This is a genomic window from Streptomyces sp. NPDC004721 (assembly GCF_053601495.1).
On sequence record NZ_JBSGBZ010000034.1, the window covers coordinates 37,768 to 55,158 of the forward strand.

Annotated in this window: 9 protein-coding genes and 1 pseudogene; 8 read left to right on the forward strand and 2 right to left on the reverse strand. The window is 70.3% G+C overall.

The genetic code is table 11. The features are described 5' to 3' along the window. Positions 1 to 6 precede the first annotated feature (6 nt). The 3 genes from ACWEK3_RS27500 (at position 7) to ACWEK3_RS27510 (ending at position 2,255) form a co-directional block, all read left to right on the forward strand. The gene (locus ACWEK3_RS27500; RefSeq protein WP_361423098.1) at positions 7 to 1,146 is read left to right on the forward strand and encodes an acyl-CoA dehydrogenase family protein; all 1,140 of its coding nucleotides are present in this window, start codon (positions 7 to 9) and stop codon (positions 1,144 to 1,146) included. Positions 1,147 to 1,302: 156 nt separating this feature from the next. Then, on the forward strand, positions 1,303 to 1,707 hold the full coding sequence (locus ACWEK3_RS27505; RefSeq protein WP_450540030.1) for a RidA family protein: 405 nt from the start codon (positions 1,303 to 1,305) through the stop codon (positions 1,705 to 1,707). Positions 1,708 to 1,829: 122 nt separating this feature from the next. After that, on the forward strand, positions 1,830 to 2,255 hold the full coding sequence (locus ACWEK3_RS27510; protein ID WP_384433681.1) for a DUF6299 family protein: 426 nt from the start codon (positions 1,830 to 1,832) through the stop codon (positions 2,253 to 2,255). Between the two features lie 67 nt (positions 2,256 to 2,322). Here ACWEK3_RS27510 and ACWEK3_RS27515 read toward each other — a convergent pair whose 3' ends face one another. Both ACWEK3_RS27515 and ACWEK3_RS27520 read right to left on the reverse strand, forming a co-directional pair. Next, entirely contained in the window at positions 2,323 to 2,856 is a 534-nt protein-coding gene (locus tag ACWEK3_RS27515) for an Lrp/AsnC family transcriptional regulator (RefSeq protein ID WP_365774187.1), read from the reverse strand. A 129-nt stretch (positions 2,857 to 2,985) separates the two neighbouring features. Then, positions 2,986 to 4,422, reverse strand: coding sequence for an aldehyde dehydrogenase family protein (locus ACWEK3_RS27520; protein WP_453250821.1), 1,437 nt, complete (start codon positions 4,420 to 4,422; stop codon positions 2,986 to 2,988). 329 nt (positions 4,423 to 4,751) lie between these two features. Here ACWEK3_RS27520 and ACWEK3_RS27525 point away from each other — a divergent pair, with 329 nt between their 5' ends. The 5 genes and pseudogenes from ACWEK3_RS27525 to ACWEK3_RS27545 all read left to right on the forward strand — a co-directional run bounded on the left by ACWEK3_RS27525 (position 4,752) and on the right by ACWEK3_RS27545 (position 17,308). Then, a complete protein-coding gene (locus ACWEK3_RS27525) occupies positions 4,752 to 6,206 on the forward strand; it encodes an APC family permease (RefSeq protein WP_453250822.1) in 1,455 nt (484 codons plus the stop codon). A gap of 188 nt (positions 6,207 to 6,394) precedes the next feature. Continuing rightward, on the forward strand, positions 6,395 to 8,023 hold the full coding sequence (locus tag ACWEK3_RS27530) for a flavin monoamine oxidase family protein (RefSeq protein WP_453250823.1): 1,629 nt from the start codon (positions 6,395 to 6,397) through the stop codon (positions 8,021 to 8,023). A gap of 2,242 nt (positions 8,024 to 10,265) precedes the next feature. Further along, positions 10,266 to 10,829, forward strand: coding sequence for a histidine phosphatase family protein (locus ACWEK3_RS27535; RefSeq protein ID WP_453250824.1), 564 nt, complete (start codon positions 10,266 to 10,268; stop codon positions 10,827 to 10,829). A 161-nt stretch (positions 10,830 to 10,990) separates the two neighbouring features. Next, positions 10,991 to 11,177: pseudogene (locus ACWEK3_RS27540) on the forward strand (flavoprotein); the annotation flags it as partial. 821 nt (positions 11,178 to 11,998) lie between these two features. After that, a complete protein-coding gene (locus tag ACWEK3_RS27545) occupies positions 11,999 to 17,308 on the forward strand; it encodes a sacsin N-terminal ATP-binding-like domain-containing protein (RefSeq protein WP_453250825.1) in 5,310 nt (1,769 codons plus the stop codon). The last annotated feature ends 83 nt before the right edge of the window (positions 17,309 to 17,391 follow it).

The window sequence follows — 17,391 nt, forward strand, 5'->3', positions numbered from 1 at the left end:
CGGCGAATGCCCGCATTCTCGCTCGAACCGGAACAGGCGGCCTGGTGCGCCGAGTTGCGCGCCCTGGCCGCCGACCGGCTGCGCCCGCTCGCCGAGAAGGGCGAGCCGGGCCACGTCAACCGCGCGCTCCTCGCCGAACTGGGTCGACTCGGCCTGCTGGAGCGCCTGTTCACCTCCGGCGCCCTCGACCTGTGCCTCATGCGGGAGTCCCTGGCCCACGCCTGCGCCGAGGCCGAGACCGCACTCGCCCTCCAGGGCCTCGGCGCCCACCCCGTCCACGCCCACGGCACCCCCGCCCAGCGCGCCCACTGGCTGCCGCGGGTGACGGACGGAAGCGCGGTCGCGGCCTTCGCCCTGAGCGAGCCGGGCGCGGGCTCGGACGCGGCGGCACTGGCGCTGGCGGCCCGCCCGGACGGCCCCTCCCGCTGGCGGCTCACCGGCGAGAAGTGCTGGATCTCCAACGCCCCCGAGGCCGACTTCTACACCGTCTTCGCGCGGACGACACCGGACGCGGGCTCCCGTGGCGTGACCGCGTTCCTGGTGCCCGCCGACCGCCCCGGCCTCACCGGCACCGCGCTGGAGATGCTCTCGCCGCACCCCATCGGCGCGCTCGACTTCGACGGCGTCCCCGTCACGGCCGAGGACGTGATCGGCGAGACCGACCGCGGCTTCCGGGTGGCCATGGGCACCCTCAACCTGTTCCGCCCCAGCGTCGGCGCCTTCGCCGTGGGCATGGCGCAGGCGGCGCTGGACGCCACCCTCACCCACACCGCCCGCCGGGACGCCTTCGGCGGCAAGCTGAGGGACCTCCAGACGGTCGCCCACCAGGTGGCCGAGATGGCCCTGCGCACGGAGGCGGCCCGCCTGATGGTGTACGCGGCGGCGACGGCGTACGACGAGGGAGCCCCCGGCGTACCCGGACGCGCCGCCATGGCGAAGCTGCTCGCCACCGAGACCGCGCAGTACGTCGTCGACACCGCCGTCCAGCTCCACGGCGCCCGCGCCCTGCGCCGCGGCCACCTGCTCGAACACCTCTACCGCGAGGTGCGGGCCCCACGGGTCTACGAGGGGGCGAGCGAGGTGCAGCGGGGGATCATCGCGAAGGAGCTGTACGCGGGGTTGCGCGAGTCCGGGGAGGCCCTGTGACCGGCCTTGCGAACGTCGGCCGCGGCCGCGGGAGGAGGCCTTGTGACCGTCGTGGAACCGTGTCCGCCGGAGGAGGCCTTGTGACCGTCGTCGAGCCGTTTACGCGCGGGGAGGCCCTGTGACCATCGTCGAGCCGTGTACTCCCGTGGAGGCATTGTGACCGCCGACCGTGTCAACCCGCCCGCGCTGTCCCCGCCCACCGGCTTCTCGCACGCGGTGGTCGCCACCGGCTCACGGCTGGTGTTCCTGGCGGGTCAGACGGCACTCGACGCCGACGGAAAGGTGGTCGGCGAGACCCTGCCCGAGCAGTTCGAGCACGCGCTGACCAACCTGCTGACCGCGCTCGCGGCGGCCGGCGGCACCGCGTCGGACCTGGCCCGGGTCACCGTGTACACCACGGATGTCGCCGCCTACCGCGTCCAGGCCGCCGAACTCGGCCGCGTGTGGCGCCGGTTGGCCGGACGTGACTATCCCGCGATGGCGGTGGTCGGGATCGTGCGGCTGTGGGACGAGCGTGCCCTGGTCGAGCTCGACGGCTTCGCGGTGCTGGGCGACGGCTGATCAGGTGGTGTCGGCCAAGTGGTCGACGGGCACGCGCCGCCGGAGGGTGAGGGTCACGGTCACCGCCGAGGGCGCCGGGTACGAGTGGAAGCTCCTGTTCCAGCCACCCGGGAGGTTCTTCCATGCCCCTGCGTCCCGTACTCGGTGCCCTGGGCGCGGCGGCGGCCACCGTGCTCGTGCTGAGCGCGCCCGCCACCGCCGCTCCGGGCGACGACCTGACCATCGACCGGACGGCCCGCCTGTCGGTGGACGGCACCGTCACCGTCTCCGGCACCTACCGCTGCTTCGATGCCAACGGCCTGACCTTCGTCGGCGCCGCCATCAGCCAGGAACCGTCGGCCACCCGCTACGGCATCGGCGGCACCCACGCCGTGTGCGACGGCGCCTACCACCACTGGCAGGACTCCGGCACCGTGACGCCGAACCGGCTCACGCCCGGCCCTGCCCGCGTCGAGGCCGCCCTCGTGGAACTGCGCCCGCACAGCGGCCTGCCGCTGCCGCACATCCACGCCACGCGCCGGCAGGACGTGACGCTCATCGCGGACTGAGCCCCCGCACGGCTGCCCGGCACCCCCGGGATGCCGGGCAGCCCGGGCGTGCGGCGACGGCCGTCGGTCAGCGGTCGGCCCGCTGGTCGATACCGGCGTCGTCGGGAGGACCCGGGGCGTCGAGGACTGAGGTCTCCACCTCGCCGACGCCCCACCCGTACGCCAGCTTGTGCACCTCCAGCACGAAGAAGGATTCCGTGGCGACGATCCCGTCGATCAGATGGAGGCGTCGCGTCATCAGGTCGGTGAAGTGCGCGGTGTCCCGGCAGATCACCTCGGCCATGATGTCGAATCCGCCCGCCGTCATGATGACGTACGCGGTCTCGGGAAGCTCCCGCAGCGCCCGGCAGACCGACGGGGCGGTACCGGGCCGTACCCGGATGCCGATCATCGCGAGCCGGTCGAACCCGATGGTCAGCGGGTTGGCGATGCCGACGACTTGCAGGATCCCGGCGTCCTTCAGTCGCTGCACCCGGTAGCGCACGGAGGAGGCCGGGATGCCCACGTCCGAGGCGATCAGGCTGTAGGCGCGACGTCCGTCCGTCTGCAGGATGGCGATGATGCGCCGGTCGATGTCGTCGAGCGGGCTCGGGGAGGACATACGGCTGCTCCTGAGGTCGCGACCAAGAGGTGGACCGGGCCGGTGGCAGCCCCCTCGGCGCGGGGACGGCCACCGTGTCCGGCCGGTCCCGGGTATGGAGCCGCGGAGTAGGCCGGTCACCAGCCCGGATCAGAGGCTCATGACGCCCGTACGGAGGTCGGACATGTCGAGCAGCGTGTGCTTGCCGCCGATCCGGCCCCAGCCGGTACCGCGGTTGCCCGCACCGCCGAACGGCATGTTGACGTCCCAGAAGCAGGTGCTGTCGTTGACGACGACCTGACCGACGGCCAACTCCTCGACGAACCGGTACGCCGAGGCCATGCTCTGCGTGAACACCGCACCCTGGAGGCCGAGTTCGTCGTCGTTGGCGATCCTCAGCAGTTCGTCGTCGCTGCCGCCGGTGATGATCGGCACGACCGGACCGAAGGACTCCTCACGGGACAGCACGCTGTCCTCGGGCACCCCGTCCACCACGGTGAACTCGTAGTAGAGATCCGTGGGTTGGCCGGAGCGGCGCTGCCCGCCGAGCAGGATCCGCGCACCACGCTCCCGGGCGTCGGCCATGTGCCGGTCCATCTTGGCCGCGACCCCCTCGTTGTTGAGCGGGCCGAGGTTGGTCGCCGCGTCGAACGGGTCGCCGAGAACGACGTCCTCGGCGGCGCGGAGCACGGCCTCGACGAAGCCGTCGTGCGCGTCGGCGTGCACGACCACCCGCTCCGTGGCACAGCACACCTGTCCGGAGCACAGGTACGCGCCGTACACCGCTGCGCGGGCCGCCGCGTCCAGATCGGCGTCGGCGAGCACCACCAGCGGACCGTTGCCCGAGCACTCCATGAGGGAGCGCTTGAGCCCGGCGGCGGCAGCGACCTTCGCGCCGGTCGCCGAGGAGCCGATGAAACCGATGGCGTCGACACCGGGATGGCGCACGAGCATGTCCCCGGCCGCGCCCTCGCCGGGCAGGACGTTCACCAGGCCCGCCGGCACTCCCGCCTCGACCATCGCCTCCATGGCCTTCAGCACGGTCAGCGGGGTGTTCGCCGGCGGTTTGACGACATGCGCGTTGCCGGTGGCCAGGCCGGGAGCGACGAACTCGGCGAGCATCAGCAGCGGGAAGTTCCAGGGCGTGATGATGCCCCAGGTGCCGACCGGCCGGTAGAAGGTCCACATCCGCTTGGTGCTGTCCGTGGACGGCATCGTCTCACCGTGCAGCCGCACCGCGTCCTCGGCGTGCAGATGGAACAGCTGCGCCGCCTCCTCGACGTCGGCGACCGACTCGGCGAGCGGCTTGCCCTGCTCCAGCGTCTGCAGACGGGCCAGTTCATCCACCCGGGCGGACAGCGCGTCGCCGACACGGTGACAGATCTCCGCCCGCTTCCAGACGTTGACCCTCGCCCAGGCCTGCTGCGCCTCGTTCGCGGCCTTCACCGCGGCGTCCAGGTCCGTGGCGGAGGGGAGCGGGACGGTACCGATGCGCGCGCCGGTGACCGGGCTGACGACGTCGTAGGTCTCGGTACCGGTGCTGTCGGCGTAGTCGCCGTTGACGAAGAACGGGTGCACGGCAGACATGAAGAACCCTTCTGGTCGTAACGGGGGGAGCGCAGAGGGGGAGTGGTGCCCACACCATCGGGTGGGCAGTGAAAGGCTGTCAATAGGTCGGAACCCGCAATCCAAAGGCCAGTTGATTGCTGAATCAGCAGGCTCAAGCCATTGACACTGCGAAATCAGTGGCCCTACGGTGCGGGGCTCATAGGCCAGGACCCCGCCCCGGGTACGCCTCCCCGCTCTCCCCCCGGCTCTCTGCTCCTGGCTCTCTGCTCTTGGCTCTTGCTCTTGGCTCTCCCTGCTCCGCTCCTCCCTCCGGCTCTGTCACCGCTCTCCATCCGAAGGAGACACCCATGTCCGAGCAACCCGCCCTTGCCAAGAAGATGCGCTGGTACGACGGCTTTGCCATGTCGCTGACCATGCCGGCCGCGCTCATCGCGTCCCTGGGGGCCTCCATCGGAGGGCTCGGCGCATGGGGCGCGATCGCCCTGTGGACGGTGTCCATGGTGCTGGCCACCGCCACCAACTGGATCTACACCGAGATGGCCGCGATGTTTCCCGACTCCTCGGGCGGTATCGCGCACTACGCCACCGAGGGCTGGCGCAGCCGCGCCCCCGTCGTCGGAGCCCTGGCCGGCATCGGCTACTGGCTTCCCTGGACGACCGCCCTGTCGGTGTACGCGGGGATCATCGGCTCCCTGGTGCAGGCGCAGTGGTTCCCCGATCAGACCTGGACGCTCGACCTGGGCGTGGCGGAGCTGAGCCTGCCGATCGTGGTGGGACTCGTCGTCATGGGACTGCTGTACGCGGCCGCGATGTACGGCCTGCACGCGGCGATGTGGGTGGTCTACGTGACCGGCGGGATCCTGCTGATCCCGCTCGCGGTCTTCATCGTGGGGCCGTTCCTCTCCGGTGACTGGAGCACGGCCGGCCTGCACTGGAACCTGCACGGCACGAGCGGGCTCCGCGAGGCCCTGGTCTGGCTGTACATCATGGCCTGGACCTCCTTCGGCGTGGAGGTGTGCGCGACCTTCGCCCCCGAGTACAAGGAGACCGTGCGGGACACCTCCCGGGCGCTTCGCGCGGGAGTTCTGTTCTGCCTCGGCGTCTTCATCGTGCTGCCGCTGGCGCTCTCCGGCTACGTCGGTGAGAAGAAGATCGGCGAGGACCCCACCGCCTTCTACGTCGGCGCCTTCCACGACCTGGTCGGCGGCGCCGCCGACCTGATGATCGTGTTCCTCATCGCCTCACTGCTGCTCATCATGATCACCGGGCTGGCCGACGGCTCGCGGGTGCTCTACGACATGGGCCGACAGGGTGTGACCATCCGTCAGGTAGGCGTGCTCAACCGGCGCGGCGTGCCCGCTCGCGCGCTCACCGTCGCCCTGGTGATCAACGTGATCGTGCTGGTGGTGCTCAAGACGCCGCTGGCGATCATCGTCACCGGCAACCTGGGCTACATCCTGACCCACATCCTGGCGATCTCCGGTTTCGCGCTGCTGCGCCGGGACCGCCCCGACCTGGCACGCCCGATCCGGCTCCCCGACGTCTTCGTGCCGCTGGCCTGGTTCCTCACCGCCCTGCTGGCCGTCATCCTGGTCGTCGGCGCCACCGGCTTCTCCATCACCGGCTACGGCGGCTTCAGGGAACTGGCCATCGCTCTGGGCGTACTGGCCGCGGCGGTCGTGCTGTGGGAGTACCGCCGCCGCGTCCAGGACCGGGCCACCCTGGCGCCCACCGACGCATCCGCCGCTCACACCGACGGGGCCCCGTCCCACGACGAGGCGAAGGAAACGCCCCGCCGCTGAATCTCTCGCTGCCGCGACCGTCCGGCCGCCGAGTGGCTCGCTCCCCTGACTTCCCGCCGCATCCCGTTCCCAGCCGTGCCGCACGCACGGCGTCACGCACGTCCCACCCCCCCCACGCGTCCCCAGACCGGCGGTTCGTGCGCCCCAGCCGCCGGGCACCACTCCCCATCACAGGCAAGGACTTCGGCATGGCAGGTTTCCAGGGTCGTACCCGTCTCAGCACCCACATGCGCGCGATGTTCTCGGCACACCACGAAGCGGCCCGCACCGGCGTGCCGGTGGAAGAGATCCAGGGCAGGCGGGCCGCCGCCGCTGCCGAGGGCGCGAGCCGCAGGCAGTTCCTGCGCGGCGCCGCGGGCGGCCTGGCGGTCGCCGCGGCCGGCGGGCTCGGCGTCCGCTCGCTGCTCCAGGCCCCCGCGGCCAACGCCGCCACCGCACCCAGAGTGGTCGTTGTCGGAGCCGGCCTGGCCGGCCTGCGGGCCGCCCACGACCTGTACCGCAGGAAGGGCATCGCCGCCACGGTCTACGAGGGCAACACCCGTGCCGGCGGCCGGTGCTGGAGCCTGCGCGGCTTCTTCGACGCGGGCCACGTCGTCGAGCACGGCGGCGCCTTCATCAACACCGACCACACCGCCGCCCGTAACCTGGCGGCCTCGCTCGGCCTCACCCTGCGCAACGTCAACGGCGGCAACACGCCACCGAACGGGGACAAGTACTGGATCGACGGGGCGCTCTACAGCACCAAGGAGGCCAACGCCGACTGGAAGACGGTGCAGCCGAAGTTCGCCGCCGAACTGGCCGCCGCGCCCTACCCGCAGACCTACGACAACTACACCGCGCGCGGCCGGCAGTTGGACCTGATGACGGTCGACGAGTGGCTGGCCGCCAACGTCCCGGGCGGCCTCAGCAGCCGGTTCGCCAAGCTGATGCAGTCCAATGTGCTCTCCGAGTACGGCCTCGACCCCAGCATGCAGCCCGCGCTCAACCTGATCTACCTGCTGGGCTGGAACACACCGGGCTCCCTCGCCCCGCTCGCCGGCGACGACGAGAAGTACTCGATCGTCGGCGGCAACGACCAACTCGTCTCGGGGATGATCAGCCAACTGCCTGCCGGCACGGTGCAGTACGGCAAGAAGCTCACCGCGCTCCGCTCCAACGCCGACGGGACGGTCACCTGTACCTTCAGCGACGGCCTTGCCGTCTCCGACGTGGTCGCGGACAAGGTGGTCCTGGCGCTGCCCTTCACGACACTGCGCGACTGCGACCTCACCAAGTCCGGCTTCTCCGCGCTGAAGACGAAGGCGATCCAGCAACTGGACCTGGGCGCCAACGCCAAGCTCCACGTGCAGTTCACCAGCCGGCCGTGGGTGGCGCAGAAGTACGGCGGGGTCGCCTACACCAACCCCGACACCCTGCAGACGGTCTGGGACGACACCGTGGGCCAGGCGCTGCCCCAGGGCATCCTGTGCCAGTTCCCGGCTGGTTCCGCCGTGACCACCGGCTGGACGGGAGCCACCTTCGACACCGCCCCGGCGGCGCAGGTCAGCACCTTCCTGTCCCAGATGGAACCGATCTTCCCCGGTGTCACGGCCGCGTACAACGGCAAGGCATACCGCGACGTCTGGTACCTCAACCCCTGGTCCAAGGGCGCCTACAGCTGCCCCCGCGTCGGCCAGCACACCACCGTGTGGGGAGCCCAGCCCGGATCCGAGGGCAACGTGCACTTCGCCGGTGAGCACACGTCCCTGGACAACTACGGCTTCCTCGACGGCGCGATCGCCTCCGGCGAGCGCGTGTCGAAGGAGATCGCCCCCTGACACCGGCATGGACCACGGTGTGGCCCGGGAGGAGTCTTGGGGGCCACACCGTGGTCCGACCGGAGCTGCGGCCTCCACCACCGCGATCCGGATCCGGAGCTGGTGGGGTGATCGGCACGTCTGACGGAATCACGTGGCTCGCCGACCCGAACGCCATCGACTGGACCGGCGGGTCCGGAGTTCCGCACGGATCAGGCGGCCCGGCCGGCCTTGAGCGCGGCCGTGGTCCCGACGACGCGGCGGGCCTGGTGGCGGGCCGCCTGCAGGGCCACTTCACCGGGCGGGCCGTCGCCGGCCACATGCTCTATGTGGATCGGTCGGTGACGGTCATACCGGTCGGGCGACGGTCCTACGAGGGAGTGCTGCCGGAGGGGGGCCGGTTGCTGTTACTTCGCCGCTGTACCGCCACCCCCAGGGTCTCATCCTTATCAGGTCGATCACGGGTGACTTGCGAGGTCGTCCAACCGGCACTGCACCTCGGTCGATGGCCCAGTGAGGTCCGGCGCTGACCGCCGGTAATCCGCGCTTGTTGATCGCATACGAGGCCGTCAGCCCACTGCGCCGTGGAGCGGATGTGCTTCTGGCGCTGATGGCAGCAAGTTGCGAGACCCATATGGGCTAATAGGGTAGAAGTGACCGATGTGACCTATGTTGCAAAGGGGTACGGTCATGAACGCAAGGCTCTGTAAGCGATCTGCCGTTGCTGGTTCGGCCCTCATCCTCGCCCTTGCCCCACTTGGCCTGCAGCCGGTGGCGGCAGCAGCGGCAACGCCGAGCCAGACCCACGCCAGCGCGGTCGAGAGTCGGAGCGACTACCGACTGGGCTTCCGCGACGGATTCCGGGATGGTTACCAGGACGCTCGGAATGACTGCCGGATGCACAGGGGCTATCGGGGTTACAGCCACGCCAACAGGGACTACTCCCGCGGCTACAGCGATGGGTACAGCGCCGGTTTCGTCCGAGCAGAATACCGATACTGCTGAGCAGGTGAGGCTGAGGCCGGCAGGTTCCTAGCCGCGCTCGACGCTGTTCATCACCCGCCACTTTCCCCAGCTCCCATCCCGTCGGCCACGCCGTGGAGCGGGCGTGGGCCGATGCCCAGGAAGAGCGGACGAACGATCTGGACTCCATGGGCCGCGTCTGCTCGGCTCTGCCTGCTCGGCGCTCACGCGGTGGGCGGAGCCTCACGAGCCCAGTCGAAAGGCATCGGCGCGCCCTGCGGGATCACCCAAGGGTGGGGATAGCGAGCGTGACAACCGGTGCAGCGCGCGACGAACGGACCGACCTCGGGGTTGGTGAGAACGCTGTAGTGGCTGGAGGGCTGAGCCGGGAGCATGTGCCCGTTCGCCGCCGTCTCCAAGTCGGGCCACCCCGGCGAGCATTGGCACGTGCGCTCTACCGCGAACGGGTCGCCGTCAGGAGTCTTGGTCGTGGTCTTGAAGAGCTTGGCGAAGTTCTCGCGTATCGACACGGCGGCGGCTTCCTCGTCACTGCGCCCGACGCTCGGGCCCCCAGACAGTAACTGAGGTCGGCGTAGTCAATGACCTTGTCAAGCCTGCGGGTGCCGTCCCGGCCCCGAAGGTGCACGGCGGACCGCCGGATCCGCCATGCCTTCGGGAGCTGCGCGAGCGCGGACGTCCCCGTCGGTCTCGCTACCCTTGCGGGCACGCCGCCCTGTCGATCATGGCGGCGGGCTTCGCAAGCGACATCTGTACCCGCTCAACGTACCCAAGTACGTGCGTTCCGGGGCCGGTTGGGAGGGGGTCCCCGTGACAGAGAAACCACCTGTGCCCGCCGAACCGCCGCCCGAGGCACTCGACTGGTCCGCCTTGCTGTCCTCGGGCACCGCGCGAGGTGGTTTCATGCCTGCGCCGGCCTGATCGCAGGAGCGTCGGACTCGCGCAGCCGGCATGGCGCCTGCTGACCGCGCGAGCCTTTGACGCTGGACCTCTTCGTCCCGAAGCAACTCGGCCGGGCGCTCGACCTTGACCTGGTGTGCCGCTCAGCTGCCGCGATGGTCCGCTCTCGTGCGCGGTTGTCCGCCGCTGTACGTCGGCGGTGTCACGCAGCTGGACACTCATCCTCACCGACGCGCGGGTTGCGGCCAGCGAGGTGGCGGGGCTCACAGCCGCATCCTGACCGCGGATCCGCGCTGATGGCGAGCGGTGGCGGCACGGTCGGGGTGCTCCCCTCCGGAAGCCGCCGCTTGACCGCGAGAGCCACGCGGCCCACGATCGCCGTATGCACGTTCGGCTCACACTCCTCACGGCCGCGCGCAACGCACCGCTGCTGGCCGAGCGCTTCCAGGACGACCGGCCGCTCGACACGGCCGGCTGGAACGAGGTCCAACGCGCCGCCCATGCCCTGCGGCCGCTCGCGGCCGCCGAGTTGCGCTACTGCTCGCCGACCCCGCGCAGCCGGGATACCGGCGAAGCGCTCGGGCTGATGCCGCTGGCGCAGCCCGCGCTGCGCGACTGCAACATGGGCCGCTGGAGCGGGGCCACTCTCGCCGAGGTCACGGCCCGCGAACCGGGCGCCGTCGACGCCTGGCTCGGCGACCCGCGCTCGGCCCCGCACGGCGGCGAGTCCCTGCTCACGTTCATCTCGCGCGTGGGCAGCTGGCTCGACACCCGGCCCGTCGAGGACGACGGCCGGATCGTCGCGGTCGCCGAACCGGCGGTCGTACGGGCCGCGCTCGTCTACGCCCTCAAGGCGCCCCCGGCGACGTACTGGAACATCGACGTACGCCCCCTGTCCCCCGTCGCGCTCACCGGGCACGCGGGCCGCTGGAGCCTCAGCCTGTAAGGCGCGTCGGGTACGTTTCGGCCGTGAGAGGTCGTTTTCTCCCTTGAACGGGCGTGGTCCCTGGCGGGCCTTGGCATGAGGCGGTCACGCCGACCGAGTCGGGAGACGAGAAGGTCAGTCGGTCACCGGGAGCGGCCGGACGGCCGGAGAATGCTGCCTAGGCCGCTCAGGCCGCCCACCCGGCCTACCGGCAGAGCCTGGAACGGCCGGCCGGGATGGGCGTCCTGCTCGGCTCGTACGAACCGCACCGGCCGAAGGCCGGGGGGCGGCGCCGACCGCTTCCGATGGACGGAGGCCCTGGATCTGCTGGAACCTGAGCCGGCGGGCCGGCGCCACATCCGCACGTGACCGTGACGACCGTCGGTCAGATGTCCCGGAAGAGACCGGCCAGTTCCGTGACCTGCTGCTATGGACGGTCGTGGGCCGCTGACCTGCGCAAATGGCCTTTCGGAAGTTTCACGCTCGTATCCGTTGATGCAGCCGGAGGTCCCAGAAAAGTCCCAGAGAACTCCCACTATCCGCAGCCACTTTTTCGGTTCCATGCAGGGCTTCGGGCGCGGTGTGGGCTGGTGTCTGTGCATCGGTGGTCCGCCCTGAACGAACTGCAACACGCGCTTCTCGAACGGCTCGCGGCCGGTGAAGATCCCGCGGCCTGGGATCCGGGTGACTGGCGGTCGGCCTATGCTCTATGCAACCGTGGGCTTCTGAGCGTCAGGCGCCGTGGCGGGGAGGTGTGTGCGGAGGTCACCGAGGCCGGCCGCTTCTACTTTCAGCATGGCCGTCATCTCGACGACCCGGCGTATACAGGTAGTGGCGACCAGGCGGTATCCGCCGGCACTGCGCCTTCGGCGGCAGGCGCCGGGTGGCGCGGTTCCACAGGGCGGAGGCGCGTTCCGATGCCTTACAGCGAACGGCCTGATGTCCGTGCGAGCTGCAGGCTGTCGCAGGAGCCGCACACCAAGGGAATTGCGCTCGCTTGCGGTCCGTGACCTCGGCGAAGGCGATGAAGCAGCCCGCTTGAATGCGAGTGGAGCAGTGAGGGCGGCCGGGTACCTGTGTGCCATGTGCAATTCACCAGAAATCATGCCCCCTGATTCGGTTGGATGGCACTGCCAGGAGGCTTCTGGCGGGCGCAGGCGCAGGCTGTGCACGAACGAGGGGGAACAGTCATGACATCGATGTGGAATGCCGCGGAGGGCGACGGGTTCCGGGCGGCCGTACGCGCCCTGACCCGGCGGCGAGTCGAGATCTACAGGGACGCTGGCGGGACATGGCGGTTCGCCGAGAGCCTGAAGTCCGTCAGCGAGGATACCGCCCAGGAGTACGAGGGCCGCACGATCCTTGAACTCGTCCAGAACGGTCACGACGCGCTCGGTCAAGCCTCCCCGGGAAGGATCGCCGTCCTGGCGGTCACCCGGGAGGACGGCGGCGTCCTCTACGTCGCCAACGAGGGGGCGGTGTTCACCGAGGAGAACTTCCGCGCCATCACCGAGCTGGCCCTATCGAGCAAGGCGGCGGGTGAGGGGATCGGCAACAAGGGCCTCGGTTTCCGCAGCGTGCTGCAACTGACGGACTGGCCGGAGATCTACTCGAAGTCCTCACCCGACTCCCGAGTGTTCAACGGCTATTGCTTCCGCTTCGCCAGGCCCGAGGACGTGCGCACCCTGGTGGACGACCCGGCACTCGCGGCCCGGGTGATCGAGGACATCTCTCCGTTGGCACTACCGGTACCGGCCGACGTCACCGACCCCCTGCTCAAGGAACTCGCCGAGGATGGGTACTCCACGGTCGTACGGCTGCCGCTGCGCGACCGGCATGCCTGGGAACTCGCTGTGGCGCAGGCGGAGGACATGGTGAACGGCGAGGCGCCGCTCCTGCTCTTCCTCGACCGGGTGGCCGAACTCCTCGTCGAGGTGCGCGACGGCTCCGACACTGTTTTCCGGCAGGCTCTCTCGCGTTCCGAGCGCACATCGGACCTGGTCACCGCAGGTGAAAACGACTGGGTACGGGAGGTCGATCTTGCCGAGGCGGGCCGCTACCTGCTGGCGCGTCGCACTCTCGATCCCGAGGCCCTGAGCGGAGCGATCAGCCGCAGCGTCCAAGCGCGCGAGATCGACGCCGCCTGGGAGAACTGGGACGCCGAGGCATGGGTGGCGGTCGCGCTGCGCCTCGACGTGCCGCTCACCCACGGCCGCATGTACACCTTCCTGCCGATGGCCGAAGGCGTCCACGCCCCGTTCCCCGGCCACGCCCATGCTCCGTTCTTCACCAAACTGGCCCGCCTCGACATCAGCGAGACGGTGGCCCTAAACGCCTTCCTTCTCGACCAACTCGCCGTATTGACGGTGGAGTTGGGCAGGCGCATCCGCTCGCAGACCCCGCATCTCCTCGCCGCGGACCTCGTTCTCGACCTCATGTGTTGGGACGTACCCGACCGGCTGGACGCCGCCCTGGGCGGGAAGCTCGCCGCCGAACCGATCGTGCCCCTGCACGGCCGGGAGGCGTGGGGCTCGCTGCAGGGCTCCTACGGATGGCGGCCCGACGGCAAGCGCTCCTGGCGTGTCCTCACCACCGCGGCACTCACGGGGGCCGGGGCCGACCTGCTGACCCCGTCCGTCGGTCCTGTCCGCCACACGCGTCTGGACAAGCTGTGCAGAGCCGTCCTCTCCAGGCCCTTCCGTCCGCCGGCGCTGCTGGTCGCCGAGTGGGCCGAGACCGTGGCCCAGTCACTGCTTGGTGGTACGGAACCGGCAGGCTCGGTGTGGGCGGACTTCTACAGTGACCTGTCCCATGCATTCGCCCGGGACCAGGGGGTGCTGCGGGGCCGGCGTATCATCCTCGACCAGGACATGCGGCTGAGAAGCGCCCTCGGCAGCCGGGCCGGGTCCGGTAGGCAGGACGCGACTGTCTTCTTCCATCCCGAGCCCGACGACATCGCGGATGGTGACGCGGCCACCCGGGTCCCGGGTGACCTCAAGGCGCTCCGGCGCCGTATCTCCTTCACCCACCCGGCGATCTCCTGGGACGTAGCCGGACGGGGATTTCTCGAGCGCAACGAACTGGTGCGCCCCTATCAACTGGACCGCGTCTTCGACGCGCTGAACGACCTGCTCTCCGACCGTCCTTCGGAGGCGCTCAGCCGCGACGCGCTCACCTTCGCCTTCCGGCAGTACCCCCTGCTCACCCAAGCGCAGCGTCGACGGCTAGCCCGCATCCCTTTCCGGCTGCCGCTGGCCGACTCCGGCCGGTGGGGCAGAGCCGCACGCTGTTCCTTCTCGCCGGCTTGGGGCACTGAGGGGGCGCGGCGGCTGGAGCGGTTCCTCGCCGAGGGGGGATCCCGGATCCCCGCCCTGGCCGCTCAGCGGGACCAGTGGATCAGCAGCCCCGACGACTGGCCCGCGCAGATCCGGGACCGGGCGGCCTACACCGAGTTCCTAGGGGCCCTCGGCGTGTGCGACGGCCTGAGGCCGGGAGCCGTCGGAGAACGCCTCGGGGCCTGCCAAGGCTACGAGCTGCGGCCCTCGGGTCTCGCCGTGCGCCTTGGACTGGAGGATGCTCTCGCCGAAGCCTGGTCCGCCGACGTCAGGAGCGGGTGGACCAAGTTCGCACACCCGTACACGCCGTACGAGTTCACGAAGGCGCCGGCCCACCTGGCGGGAGCGACTGAGGTCGCCGGGCTCGGCTCCGCCGCCCGGCGCGAGTTCGCCGAACTGCTGATGCACGGGCTCCGCACCTGGGGCGAGGAGGTTCTCACCGTCACGGTGCACAGGCCCACGTACCCTTTCAAGGACGCGCACGTCTGGCCCACTCCGCTGGCCTCTTACCTCCGAAGCATGGCCTGGCTGCCCGTGGAGGAGCCGGACGGCCCGTCCTTTGTCGCACCCCGTCGGGCCTGGTTCAGCACCGATGGCGAACTCCCGGCCTTCGTTCCCGCGTTGCCCCTGTCGACGCGACGCCTGCTTGCCGACAGGGGCGTCGTCGAGCGGATGCTCCGGCTCGGCCTCCGCAGGTGGGACGATCCGCAGCACGCCGGGGCGGCGGTGAAACAGCTCGCTGACGTGCTCGACAAGGGTGAGGTGCCCGAGTACCTCAGTGTCTCCTTCAAACGGCACTACAAACAGGCGTGGTCGCACATCGCTCGGACGGGCCGGTGGCCCTGGATACCGGGTGAGGATGTCCGTCTTGTGGTCAGTCGCACCAATGTGCTCGGCACCTTCATCCCGTCGGCCGACGAAGCACCTGTCATCGTCTGCGACGAGGCGGATCCCTTGAAGGAAGCGCTCATCGAGCCGGCGGGGCATCCCCTCCTCGTCGCCCCGGAGGAGTCCGGTGACGCCGTCGTCCGCCTGGCCGAGGCGAACGGGCTGAGGGCGCAGCGCACGTCGGCCACCCACGTGCAGGTGCGTCATCGCGACGGCGCCCCCATCACGCCGTCGGGACAGGCGGCGCCGTTCACCAGAGGACGGGAGTGGCTAGTCACCGTGGTCGCGCTCGCCATGGAACTCAAGTCCGGGGCGTTCGTGCGCCGCAGCGAGCGCGGTGTCCGGGCCGCGCTCGAACGGCTCCGCGCCCTCCGCGTCGTACACGCCGACGACGTGGAGATCACCATCTCCGGGACGCCGGCCGAACCACCGTCGTCGACGCGCGCCCTGCCGCTGCCGGACGACGAGCACCCCACGGTAGTCGTCTGGAGGAGCGACGAGGGCTGGGACGAACTGCAGGCGGCGACGCCCGCCGTCGTACAGCTGCTGGGCAGGCCATGGCTGCAGGACGCGCTGGAACTGGTCCTCGTCAAGCTCGAGCGGAGCTTCGGCGGCAGTACCCCGCCACTCGTCGACGACGGCGTCCTCGCCGCGGCACTGGACACGACCGAGGCCAAGGTCGCCGAGATCCGGCGCAACCTCACCGGTGACGTGCAGGACACGGTGAGACTGCTCCGTCCGGTGCTGGCATGCTTGGCCGCCGACACCTGGAACGAGGAGGCCGCCCGCCTCCTCGGCCGTGCGGCCGGCGAGCGCGAACTCGCCGGGATCATCGACCGACTCGCCCCCGACCTGCCGCTGCCGTCGGCGGAGCTGGTGGCCCTGGCCCGCTCCTGTACGAAACCGGCGGAGCTCAGGGACGAACTGGGGCTCGACTTCCAGCAGTTCAACGCCGCACTGGCCGCCCTCGGCTCCGGATACTCCCCGGACCACTACCCTGACCGTCACGAACAGGTCTTCGGCGACTTCGTGCGCGCCCGTTCCGGAATCCTCCTCGACCGGCTCCGCGAGCGGTACGCCGTCGCCGCACAGCAAGGTGAGGACATCTCCGGCTACGCCGCGGCCCGCAGTCTCCACGACCTCCAGCCGGACCCGGACTGGCTTCCTCGTTTCATCACCCCGTCCGAGGAGGCGATGCGCGACAGGGTGCGGGAATGGCTCCGGGCGCACGGAGCTGACGACGACCTCGAACGGCCCACCGAACTCGAGCCCGTCGACCGGCTCCGGGCACGCAACACGGCCGCACTCGACGCGCTCGTCCCGGTACTGACTCCCCTGGTGACCGCCTGGTGCCGCCGTCACGGCGTCCAGGTGCCCGCCGGATGGCACGGAGCGGTGCTGATGGAATGCAGGAGCCACATCGACGGGACCGGGCTGGGCGACCTGCTGCCGCTGAGCGAGGAACACCTGCTCGACGCGGTGGAACGCGCCGTGGGATGGCCCGACGGAATGCCGCACGCCACAGACCCCGCGGCACTGGGTCTCACCGACAAGGACTTCGCGCAGACGGCGCCACGGCCCCCGGGCTCCGATGGTTCTACGATCGTCGCCCCGCGCACGATCATCATCGGGGACTCCGAGGTCAGGGTCGGAAGCGACCAGCTTTCCACCATCGCGGACATCGCCTCGAAGACCATCGACGAGGCCTTCCTCGCACAGTCGGGCAGAGTGCGCCTGGACACTGTGGCCGGCGTGCCCCGGCCACGAAGCGGAGGCAGTTCCTCCGCCAAGTCGCGCATCGTCGTCGCGAAGACGAAGCGGACCTCCGAGGACCAGCGGTCTGCCATCGGCCTCGTCGGGGAGGTGGCCGCGCGCGCCTGGCTCCAGCGCCACTACCCCGACGTGCGGTGGGTTTCGGGCTACGCGGCCGTCGTCAACAGCGACGACGAGGCGTCCGACTCCCTGGGCTACGACTTCGAGGTCACCTGGCGTGGCACCACCCGGCTGTACGAGGTGAAGGCGCTGAGCGACCCGGCCGCCGAGCGGGTGGAGTTCGAGCTCGGACCGTCCGAGGTGGACGCGGCCCGCCGCCATGCCCGGAGCAACCGCTACCGCATCCTGCTGATCACCTCGGCCCTCGTCCCGGAGGAACGCCGCGTCTTCGACCTGCCGAATCCGTTCTCGGCGCAGGGGCGCGACCGCTTCAGGATGGTCAGCCGGGGGGTGCGCTATCAGTGCTCGCCCTTGGGAAAGGAACGGCCCTCCGGCTCGCACTGATGGAGTGACTTCAAGCCGTGATGGTGGTGCGCAGTCGTGTGCACCAGGAGGAGGGAAGCCCCCTGGGTACTTCTCGATGAGTT

Coding starts and splice junctions, on each gene's coding strand:
- ACWEK3_RS27500 (WP_361423098.1), top strand. CDS start 7: ATGCCCGCATTCTCGCTCGAACCGGAACAGGCGGCCTGGTGCGCCGAG.
- ACWEK3_RS27510 (WP_384433681.1), top strand. CDS start 1,830: ATGCCCCTGCGTCCCGTACTCGGTGCCCTGGGCGCGGCGGCGGCCACC.
- ACWEK3_RS27515 (WP_365774187.1), bottom strand. CDS start 2,856: ATGTCCTCCCCGAGCCCGCTCGACGACATCGACCGGCGCATCATCGCC.
- ACWEK3_RS27520 (WP_453250821.1), bottom strand. CDS start 4,422: ATGTCTGCCGTGCACCCGTTCTTCGTCAACGGCGACTACGCCGACAGC.
- ACWEK3_RS27525 (WP_453250822.1), top strand. CDS start 4,752: ATGTCCGAGCAACCCGCCCTTGCCAAGAAGATGCGCTGGTACGACGGC.
- ACWEK3_RS27530 (WP_453250823.1), top strand. CDS start 6,395: ATGGCAGGTTTCCAGGGTCGTACCCGTCTCAGCACCCACATGCGCGCG.
- ACWEK3_RS27535 (WP_453250824.1), top strand. CDS start 10,266: ATGCACGTTCGGCTCACACTCCTCACGGCCGCGCGCAACGCACCGCTG.
- ACWEK3_RS27545 (WP_453250825.1), top strand. CDS start 11,999: ATGACATCGATGTGGAATGCCGCGGAGGGCGACGGGTTCCGGGCGGCC.